Source organism: Coxiella endosymbiont of Ornithodoros amblus, assembly GCF_019425495.1.
Lineage (GTDB): Bacteria > Pseudomonadota > Gammaproteobacteria > Coxiellales > Coxiellaceae > Coxiella.
Window position 1 is genome coordinate 1 of record NZ_VFIV01000052.1, and the last position, 9,227, is coordinate 9,227.

The following is a 9,227-nucleotide window of genomic DNA, read 5'->3' on the forward strand; positions in this document are numbered from 1 at the left end:
CGAAACCATAGTTATTGACATAAAGATACTGAAGAGTAGAAAACAATATCAATTCAAATAATACTGCAAATCCACGGCAGATCCCGTGAGCCGGAGCCGGCCTAACCTACACTTTTAATTGCAGCCCGCGCCAACTCTAAAGTTGAATGTTGACAAGACACTAATATAAACTTACTCGTTCGTTATTTAGGGTGCCCGCTTGGACTTCTTCTAAATGAAGTCCTGTTGGTTTCGCAATCAATAAAAGATTGCAGCATTTGACAGGCCAAGAATTGCTTTTCTTCATTTCGAATTTTTGCTTGAGTCCTTTAGCTAAGCTTTGTCATTCGGAGTGGCCTTTTTCAAAGCCTTTTTTGGAGTCTTTGGGCTACAGCTCCAGCGTACTCAATGAGTGTAACGATGCTTGTCTTAAATAGAAATACTCAAGGGCATAATTTCACCTCCTATATTTTGGTGATAATTCTTCATGAATTAGCTTAACAGCTTCAATAGGATTCTCAATATCAGCTTGAAAGAGATAAGTGAGTCTACCAATAATTATATGATGGGCGTTTTCGCTTACTTCAATCGTTTTAACAAGGGTAACAATTCCTTGAGCTTTTCATCAGCCATTTGCGTCACATCAACGAGTGTAAAAGGTTTTAAGAGTACTTCTCGGGCTAATGGCTCTTCATCGCTAAATAGCGTAAAAAGATCCGTTGAATAGGGATATCGTTTTTTTCTGTGATAAAAAACGAGAGGAACCACGATAGTTAAAGGAAGATAATCTTTCTTCTTGAGGTGATGATTAATAATGCGAAGGATATATCATAAGAGACGGTAAGACATTTAACTTATATCAGGGTTTCTGATGTTCCATACATAATTATATAAAAATAAACAGGACGATAGTTAAGTTTCACCGAATAAAGAATGTCAGCCATGGAAGCTTTTAGATGCTCGTCAATGAAACTGCTTTTTTGAAGATGCAGCGAATTTAAATCAGCCGCTTTCAGGATATTGTTTGAAAGATGATATTCGAAAAATTCTTTAGCTACACGAGTGTCCAACATGGCTGTTCGGAAGGAAGTAATAATTATGGGGTTTATAAATTTTCTTTGTGAGCTTCCTGTTTGCAATTGAACTTAAATTTGATATCGAAGCTTAGCTCCAATAACCAGATGTCACAATACCGGGTTCAAATTACTGAATCTAATAATAACTAAGCACTCGTTTTAACACTGTTTGAGTAGTTCGTTTTTTAATAAAATCATTTATATCTGCGGAAAAATAGCGGGATTTGTCTTAACTACAGCAATAATGGGGGTGCTGCTGGTGCGTTCCCGTGTCGCTTTGCAAACCTCCGTACGATTCATGTCTGAAAAATTGATATCCAAAAAATAAGATCGAATTTTTTGGAATTAAAGAGCTAAAGTCGATTGCCCGCTTATAGCCAGCGTCACTTCGCAATTTAATTTTTTCAACAATTGAACATGAATTTTTTGAATGAAGGGATTACCTTTGACTAATAGTATAAGTGGATTCTTTACTGGTTTTTTGTAATCATTGTGCAGATGAGGCAACAGCATGCCTAACACTAAACATGATCTCTGATGTGTGATACCACAAAAATGTATTTTTGAGGGAAGTGCTGGGTGATACTATCGCCCAAAACCTATTATTATTTTTGGGCCAGTGATGCTTCAATCGACATGCTGGTCTTTTTTGTTATATTGAGCTACATTTGACATAAATGCTACAACTGGAAATTTACCAAATCTCTTGTGAGATTTTTCTTACATCGCCTCAAAAGTGGAGGGGACGACTATGAAGCGTTTGAAGGAAGAACGCTTGGCCAGACCGAAACGGGTACAAGCGGCCTGAGAAATGGCTAAACTGTTTCGATGAGAATTCGCCAAAAAATCAGGGATTGCAAAGACAACATTACAATATTGGGAGGATGGCGAAAAACATACACTTTCTGAAAAATCAGCAAGATGGTTTCTCAGAGCGCTTTTAAATTTAGGTGTTCATTGTAGCTACGATTAGCTAATGCACGGAAAACGGTCTGCAGCGCAATATGCCGGCTATGTAATTTTTCAGTAAGAAACGACGGATTTGTCTACTCATGGAGGATGTCAAAAAACGAGGATGAAGAAATAAAAGAAGAGTTGATCTTATTCCTAAAGTAGAAATAAAATACCTTGTATTTAATCGTATCGGATGACGCAATGGGGCCTCGTTTTATTCAATGAGAAGTTGTTGCGGGTCTTCGCGTTTATGGAAAAGAAATTGAAAAATTCATAGGGTTAGATTGCGTCGTGCTTGTTCAAGGAGGCGATCTGTTATTGAGGACGATTTTGAAAGGAGACGTTGAAGGGTATTATCACTTAGGTTATACCAATCCTAAGATAATAGCATCTAAACCTTTCCGCCATAACGTTGAATTAGTAAACGCAGTGCTGATCATTTTGGTAGACGCAACTCTCATCTATAATAAATCGCTGAAATGACATACGTTTAAAAGCTAATAATGGACAAGGGTTATCACGAGACAGTCGGTGGAATAAGAGGGCACATTTTAAGGCGCTTTATTCATCTTTTGATGTTAATTTATTCCTTTCCTTTATTACAGCTATGCAAAAAGTCGCTTCAATTTTTTCGGTTTATTTTCCAAATTTTTACTGCTCGTTATCATTAGCTTAATGCTTTTATTTGAAATCGTGCGTTTAAAACGGTGGTGGTTGCTATGGGGACAACGTGAAAGGGAAGGGAAAAATATTTCGTCTTTAGCATGGACAATAGTCAGTCTCTGTCTCGTTTTGCTATTGGCTCCTGGGAAACAATATGCCATGCCTATAGTTTGGTCCTGCGCTATCGTTGACCCTTTACTCGTTGAGCTGCGCCGTACTCAGTTAAGTAGAACTTGGATCGTTTTTATTGGGATAGTGGTTGTTATGTTCATTTGGGGATTAGCCAGTTGGTGGTTTAAAATTGATTGGTTATTAGCGCTATTAATGGGACCGCTCGTGATTATTTTGGAATGGCCTAATTTTCGATGGATGGATGATAATGCTTTAGTGCAATTGGTGCCGCTTTTGGCTATTCTTATCTTGTATTCTTGTATGGACAATCAGAGTTAGGAGGCTTCTCATGCTGTGAGACCTTAGGATGGGTTATTTATTTCTCGTGATAGCCGTTATTCTCCCCTTCAATCGAGTTTCGTTGATGGTTTGGAGCATTAGCTGCGCTCTTCTCCTTATTCTTGTTTCCCTCTTAAGTTTAATAACTCTGTGGGCAATGGTGAGTTTATGGGTGGTTTTTTACTCCTGGTTGTTTTATTTAATTTATTATTCTTACGCCGCCAAATTTTTTCAAAAAATCTCATCTTTTTATCACTAAAAAATGCTCGTTTATCCTTGACGGAACGCCAGGCCTTACTCTGGGGAATGTTGGCTGGGAAGGAAAATTATTTAGTGGCATGCCGGATTGGAATAAATTAAAAAATATACCGAAAGGTAAATTTTCACCGGAAGAACAAGCGTTTTTGGAAGTGGCTGTTAAAGAGTTATGTGGTATAATTAACGATTTGGACATTAATCAGCCCTGGTTTACTATTCCCGATTTTATTTGGGAACACTTAAAGCACCATGGTTTTTTGCACTGATTATTCCAAAAAAATATGGGGGAAAGGAATTTTCCGCGTTAGCGCATACAACAAATTCTTACGAAAATTTCCAGTGTTAGCATTGCCGTAGCCGTAGTGGTTAGCGTCCCAACTCACTGGGGCCAGCGGAATTGTTATTAGCTTATGGTACTGAAGAACAAAAAATTATTATTTACCGCGTTTAGCGAAGAGCGAAGAAATACCTTGTTTTGCGCTGACCAGTCCTGTCGCTGGATCAGACGCTACCTCAATTGAGGATTATGGCATCATCTGCCATTATGAATTTAATGGAAAACGAGAGCTTGCTATTCGATTGAATTGGGATAAACGTTATATTACCTTAGCTCCGATCGCTACTTTTCGGTATTGCCTTTAAATTATATGATATATGATCCAAATCACTTAATCGGTAATCGAGAAAATCTCGGCGTTACCTGTGCACTTATCCCCTTAATACACCCGGTGCTGTTACAGGGCGACGTCATTTTCCTTTATGTTGTGCATTCCCAGATGGACGGACCCACTCAAAGGAAAGATGTGATTGTGCCGCTCACTTAATATATTATTGGTGGTGTAAAATGGCTGGTCAGGGCTGGCGTATGTTAATGGAGAGATTGGCAGCGGGTCGGAGTATTTCGGTACCTCCTTAGTCAGTGGAAAGATTAAGTGGGCGCGCGGTTTATGTGTCTGGTGTCTTCTACGCCGCATTCGCCGTCAATTTCACCTTCCTATTGGAAAATTTGGCGGCGTTCAAGAAGCGTTAACACGTATTGGCAGTTATATTTGACTAATAGAAGCAAGCGTTACGGCTGTTTACGATTTCCTCTTTGGATCGCGGATTTAAATCGGCTGCCACATCGGCAATTACTAAATATCATAATTACTCAATTAAATCGAGAAGTGATTAGTCACGCGATCGATATCCACGGCGGTAATGGCATTTGTATGGGTCCCAATAATTATTTGGTTCAAGGGTTTATTTGAAAGTCCGCTTGGTATTACGGTAGGGAGCTAATATATTAACGCGTTCACTTATTATTTTTGGACAGGGGACTATTCGTTGTCATCCTTATAACCTCATCCGTGCCATAAACTCCATTCTAAAAGAAGTTATTGCTGCCGAACCATTGCAGGAAAAATTGCAAATGGCGGAGGCTGAAAAAATAATTACTTTTGCCGAAGTGGAGCAGTTGCAAAACGCATATGCAGCCCGTATGCGTATCATTAATGTTGATGATTTTAGATTTGAAGAATTGTCATCACGATTTGTAGAAGAGGAATTAAAATAATGCGAAAATATGGCTAAAGAGTTATCTATTAGGGATCTCTGAAATGCTTAACGTAGAGATTTATCATTCGTTTGAAGAAATTTTAGAAGGTTATTGTAAACGATTTGAAGATAAAACCGCGTTATCATACTGGCCAATCTGCTGCAATTCCCTGTTGCTATGTTTAGCGCCCTTCGTGCTGGGTTAGTCGTTGTAAGTTTTAATCTGTTATACACTGCCGCGAGTTTGATTTCCAGTTAAAGGATGCTGGTGTAACAGAACTTATTGTTTTGGAAAGTTTCGCCCAGGAGGCTTTCGCTAGCTTTGGAAAAATGTGAGATCAAACATGTTATCGTCACAAAAATTGGCGATTGTTTGAAGTGGAAAAACCAGTAATTGATTTTGTCGTTAAATATGTTAAGAAAATGGTTCCTTCTTGGGAAATTAAAGGTAGCATTTCTTTTAAAGAAGCCTTAAAAGGAGGCGCTCAGTTACCTTTCGAAGAGGTGCCAATGAAGAAGGATGATATTGCTTTCTTACAATACACGGGTGGAATGACAGGAGTTCCCCAAGGCGCGATGCTAACTCATCAGAATATTCTGGCCAACATAGCTCAAGCGTTGGCGTGGGTGAAATCTATTCTATCAATAGGAGAAGAAACTAGCGTAGGAGCGCTTCCTTTTTATCATATTTTTTCGCTAACGGTTTTTTGTTTTTGCTTTATGGCGCTGGGAGAAACGTGTTTTTTGATTATTAATCCGCGTGATATTAAAGGATTTATTAATAGTTTATGAGAAAGTCAGATTACCATTTTTGTAGCGATCAATACTTTATTCAGATGAGGAAGGCTATGATTTACTGCTTCACAACCCAGGAGAGTTGCGCGTGCGATGCCTGCAGGTGATGGGAGATTATTAGAAAAAGCTGGAGGAGACAGAAAAGGTTATTTATGATAATGGGTGGTTGCATACGGGAGATATTGCTTGAATCAATGAGCGTGGCTTTATTTATTGGATCGAAAAAATACATGATTATTGTTTCTGGCTTTAACGTTTATCCAAATGAAATTGAAGATATTCTTACCTCTCATTCGGGTATTCGCGAGACTGCTGTTATCGGCGTATCGAGTGGAAAAATAGGAGAACAAATTAAAGTTAAAGCTTTTTATTGTTAAAAAATATAAAAATTTAATGAAAAATGAGATTATAAAACATTGTTCTGAATTTCTGACTGCTTATAAAGTGCCTAAAATTATTGAATTCCGAGAGGAGTTGCAAAAAACCAATGTGGGAAAAGTATTGCGTTGAGCCTTGCGAGATGAGAATTAATACCGTTAGCTCGTATGAGGTGAAGGAGAATACAGGGAGGATTAGATTAAAAAATCTTCTATATTATTACTCATAAGTCACAGCTATTTTCATTTTAAACTTCGTGATCTCGCGTTTAAGTTTTTAGTCTTTACCACTTCTGGGTAATGATAGGGGTCTTATTAACTCACAAATTCTTTGAGATTCTGGAAATGTTCTAGTATTTTCGGATTTGCGAGAGCAGTTGAGTTATTAACCGACTCGCCGTTAATAATTTTTTACTGCTAATTCAACTATATTACCAACTTTTTTGAGGTAAGTCGGGTACAGCGATAATTTTATTCGGTACATGATGAGGTGATAGATTTTGCTGAATGGTAGTTTGAATTTTTTCCGCAATAAATCAGTTAAAGTAGTTTATTTTTAGAAAATAACGAATAAGATAATTCGTTCATCTCCTTTCCACTGCTGACTGGTAACCAGGCAATCTAGAATTTCATTAATTTTTTCGACTTATTGGTAAATTTCGGCGGTGCCAATGCAAATTCCACCAGGATTAAGCGTGGTATCCGAGCGTCGGTAGATAGTCATTGTACCGCGTTTTGTTATTTTAGCGTAATCCCCCGCCGTCGTTAAAAATTTTTACATCCATGCCAAGGCCAATGTGCTGCAATTCGCCAAGATAGATAGACAATAAAGGATTTCTTAAAGTGAAACAAGAAATAATATCGTGCCGCCCGAGATGGATGACAATTAAATGTTGGTTTTACGTTGTTGTAAAAATAATCAAAACTTTTAGGAACAAGGGGATAGCCTGTCGTTAAAATTGTTTTTAAGGATAAAAAATTATGTGTCTTTTTAGGGACTAAATCGAATTTTTTTAGCCTACTCTAAAAATTTTTCACCCACTCCAAAAATAGAAATACTAACCTTGTCGATTAAATCGAATAAAGCTGTGCGGGTAGGATAAAAAGGTTCACTATCGTCTATCGTAAAGAACGACCATTAGATGTTGAAGCAGAGTGCCGCTGATGCTATGTACCACAGATTTTGATTTTCCAGTGGTTCCTGAAGAATAAAGAATGTAGATGTGGTGATCAAAGGGAAGTGTTTCAAAATAAAAAGGAAGAGAAGTTATACGAAGGCAGTCGGGATAAAGAGAATTATTTTTTAACTCATTAATAGTGATATTTTGATTATTTAGGAACGATGATTGTGTGCGTTAGCGAAGTCAGTTGCTGCTGGAGTTGGCGGATTTTACAAAGATGATGATAAGTTTTCCTTTAATAAGTATGGCTGTCAACGGCGAATAATACCTTAGGTTTAATTTGTCCAAAACGATCTAAAAAACATTCTAACCCAAAATCCGCCGAATACGCTAACCAAATGGCACCAACACTAGCAGTCGCCAGCATGGCAATTACAGTTTCGATCTAGTTCGAGAAGACAACAACGACGCGATCAGCAGGGGAAACGTGGCATTGACATAAAAAATAGCAAGACTAGCAATTTCCGTGTAGAACTCAGCATAAGTAATACTCCAATAATGCCCTGTTTCAAAAGTAAAATTAATGCAACGTCTTGGTTGTAATGCCGTAATAAATTTTCTGTAAAGTTAAATTTGGCACCTAAGAACTATTGGAATTCTTCCATCCGCTTGCCTCTTAGCAAAATGTTGGTAGGTACTTGCGAAGCGCTGATCCCATAAAAATCCCAAACAGCCTCCTAAAAGAGTGCTGGCTGATCGATAGACCATTGGTGAAGTACAGGATAATCGTCGATATTTTTAACAAAAAGTTTGTTAATATCCGAGATAAAATGACCCATCTGACTTTGTAAGCGAATTTCTGAAGAGGGTTCTCAGAGTGGTTTTGAGGCTTCCATAACGCAAGTGTAGCGTCAATTAAAAACCAGGCCAGTGGTTGCGCGAAATAGGAGGTAATGTTAAGGTTAGCCTGTCTCGTCCGTGTAGGCATGTAGCTCAGTGGTAGAGCACCACCTTGACATGGTGGGGGTCGTTGGTTCGATACCAATCGTGCCTACCAGTTTTTCATTAAAAATAAATTAATTAGAAATTTCAAACGCCGCTCCAATTCGCTTTTTTAAGCATTATTTTGATAGGGCGCTCGGAAAAGATCAGATTTTTCGCAATAAAAACCTTGTTTAGATCCACTTTTAATAAAATGCAAACAAAGCCCTATACTTTGTTTACTCTGAGTAGGAAGCGAAAAACAGACTGATGAATCAGCATAGCAATCGGAGCAATGCGCTATCAACCTTAAGAGTTTAAATTTTTTATCCCTCACCCCTTTCCCCCGCCAAGTGGCTTTTGAGTTTAGCTTTTAGCTGGCAATGAAAGACCGGGAACGATATTAATCACTTTTTATTTATGGAAAGAAGGCTATTTGGAAACACCGGTTTTTTTATCTTCCTATTTTAAAAAATACCAGCAACTTTATTGCGAAAAATTGGCTGGCTTATCACCATGGAAAGATTTCTACTCGGATAGATTTTTTCTAGATGCTGTCATTGAAATAGTTAATGAAGCAATCGATGTTGTGGGTAAGATCATTATGCTGCGTAAAAAAGATATGGAGAAAATACAAGAGCTCAGCAAAAGTGTTATAAAAATTTTACCAAGATAGTTTGCTCAACATATCGCAATGAATGCCACCATCCAAAAATGGACGAGCTACACTCGCCCAGGGACACAGGCGATTATAGAGCAGTTTATAGACATTCGAATTTTAAAGCCGAAAGATAAAGATAGGAAATATGGGCATTCTTACCTTTATAAAACATATTTGGGTATTTTATTAATAATTGATAATTGAGAGAGTTAAAATAGGATTTTTGAAAAACCTCTTGTCCTAAATTTGTCCGCTTTTTTAAGTAGAAAAAGATCGATCATTAGCTTCTGTTGATCAAGAGGGAAATGGCCAACTGGTGAGTGCTCAAAGTAACGAGCATCCATTTTAAATTATTTTTGTTTTTGAACGATTGTTC

11 protein-coding genes, 1 tRNA gene and 4 pseudogenes are annotated in these 9,227 nt (G+C 37.8%); 12 read left to right on the plus strand and 4 right to left on the minus strand.

Annotated features, from left to right (window positions below; translation table 11 throughout):
• Positions 1–558 precede the first annotated feature (558 nt).
• The 3 genes and pseudogenes from FIV31_RS06250 to FIV31_RS08655 all read right to left on the minus strand — a co-directional run bounded on the left by FIV31_RS06250 (position 559) and on the right by FIV31_RS08655 (position 1,568).
• Positions 559–747 carry an Rpn family recombination-promoting nuclease/putative transposase gene (locus FIV31_RS06250; protein WP_280124176.1) on the minus strand — a complete coding sequence of 63 codons (189 nt, stop codon included), beginning with the start codon at positions 745–747 and terminating at the stop codon, positions 559–561.
• Positions 748–833: 86 nt separating this feature from the next.
• The gene (locus FIV31_RS06255) at positions 834–1,052 is read right to left on the minus strand and encodes an Rpn family recombination-promoting nuclease/putative transposase (RefSeq protein ID WP_280124185.1); all 219 of its coding nucleotides are present in this window, start codon (positions 1,050–1,052) and stop codon (positions 834–836) included.
• Between the two features lie 139 nt (positions 1,053–1,191).
• Positions 1,192–1,568: pseudogene (locus FIV31_RS08655) on the minus strand (response regulator).
• A 195-nt stretch (positions 1,569–1,763) separates the two neighbouring features.
• Here FIV31_RS08655 and FIV31_RS06260 point away from each other — a divergent pair.
• The 10 genes and pseudogenes from FIV31_RS06260 (at position 1,764) to FIV31_RS06305 (ending at position 6,221) form a co-directional block, all read left to right on the plus strand.
• Positions 1,764–1,874 (plus strand): hypothetical protein, encoded by a 111-nt coding sequence (locus tag FIV31_RS06260; protein ID WP_280124177.1) that lies wholly within the window; start codon positions 1,764–1,766, stop codon positions 1,872–1,874.
• Between the two features lie 34 nt (positions 1,875–1,908).
• Positions 1,909–2,476 (plus strand): annotated as a pseudogene (locus FIV31_RS06265) (helix-turn-helix domain-containing protein).
• A gap of 36 nt (positions 2,477–2,512) precedes the next feature.
• A pseudogene (locus FIV31_RS06270) lies at positions 2,513–3,122 on the plus strand (hypothetical protein).
• Between the two features lie 338 nt (positions 3,123–3,460).
• Complete coding sequence (locus FIV31_RS06275; RefSeq protein WP_280124178.1) at positions 3,461–3,646, plus strand: hypothetical protein; 186 nt, start codon at positions 3,461–3,463, stop codon at positions 3,644–3,646.
• Positions 3,647–4,027: 381 nt separating this feature from the next.
• A complete protein-coding gene (locus FIV31_RS06280) occupies positions 4,028–4,204 on the plus strand; it encodes a hypothetical protein (RefSeq protein WP_280124179.1) in 177 nt (58 codons plus the stop codon).
• Between the two features lie 225 nt (positions 4,205–4,429).
• A complete protein-coding gene (locus FIV31_RS06285) occupies positions 4,430–4,630 on the plus strand; it encodes a hypothetical protein (RefSeq protein WP_280124180.1) in 201 nt (66 codons plus the stop codon).
• A gap of 128 nt (positions 4,631–4,758) precedes the next feature.
• On the plus strand, positions 4,759–4,935 hold the full coding sequence (locus tag FIV31_RS06290; RefSeq protein ID WP_280124186.1) for an acyl-CoA dehydrogenase domain-containing protein: 177 nt from the start codon (positions 4,759–4,761) through the stop codon (positions 4,933–4,935).
• A gap of 359 nt (positions 4,936–5,294) precedes the next feature.
• Entirely contained in the window at positions 5,295–5,708 is a 414-nt protein-coding gene (locus tag FIV31_RS06295) for an AMP-binding protein (protein ID WP_280124181.1), read from the plus strand.
• 197 nt (positions 5,709–5,905) lie between these two features.
• The gene (locus FIV31_RS06300; protein ID WP_280124182.1) at positions 5,906–6,088 is read left to right on the plus strand and encodes a hypothetical protein; all 183 of its coding nucleotides are present in this window, start codon (positions 5,906–5,908) and stop codon (positions 6,086–6,088) included.
• A gap of 16 nt (positions 6,089–6,104) precedes the next feature.
• Positions 6,105–6,221 (plus strand): AMP-binding enzyme, encoded by a 117-nt coding sequence (locus tag FIV31_RS06305; protein ID WP_280124183.1) that lies wholly within the window; start codon positions 6,105–6,107, stop codon positions 6,219–6,221.
• Positions 6,222–6,403: 182 nt separating this feature from the next.
• On the opposite strand, the pseudogene FIV31_RS06310 reads toward FIV31_RS06305, so the two are convergent.
• Positions 6,404–8,048: pseudogene (locus FIV31_RS06310) on the minus strand (AMP-binding protein).
• 143 nt (positions 8,049–8,191) lie between these two features.
• On the opposite strand from FIV31_RS06310, the gene FIV31_RS06315 reads away from it, so the two are divergent.
• Positions 8,192–8,266, plus strand: a tRNA-Val gene (locus FIV31_RS06315).
• A 360-nt stretch (positions 8,267–8,626) separates the two neighbouring features.
• On the plus strand, positions 8,627–8,866 hold the full coding sequence (locus tag FIV31_RS06320) for a hypothetical protein (RefSeq protein ID WP_280124184.1): 240 nt from the start codon (positions 8,627–8,629) through the stop codon (positions 8,864–8,866).
• Positions 8,867–9,227: the final 361 nt, after the last annotated feature.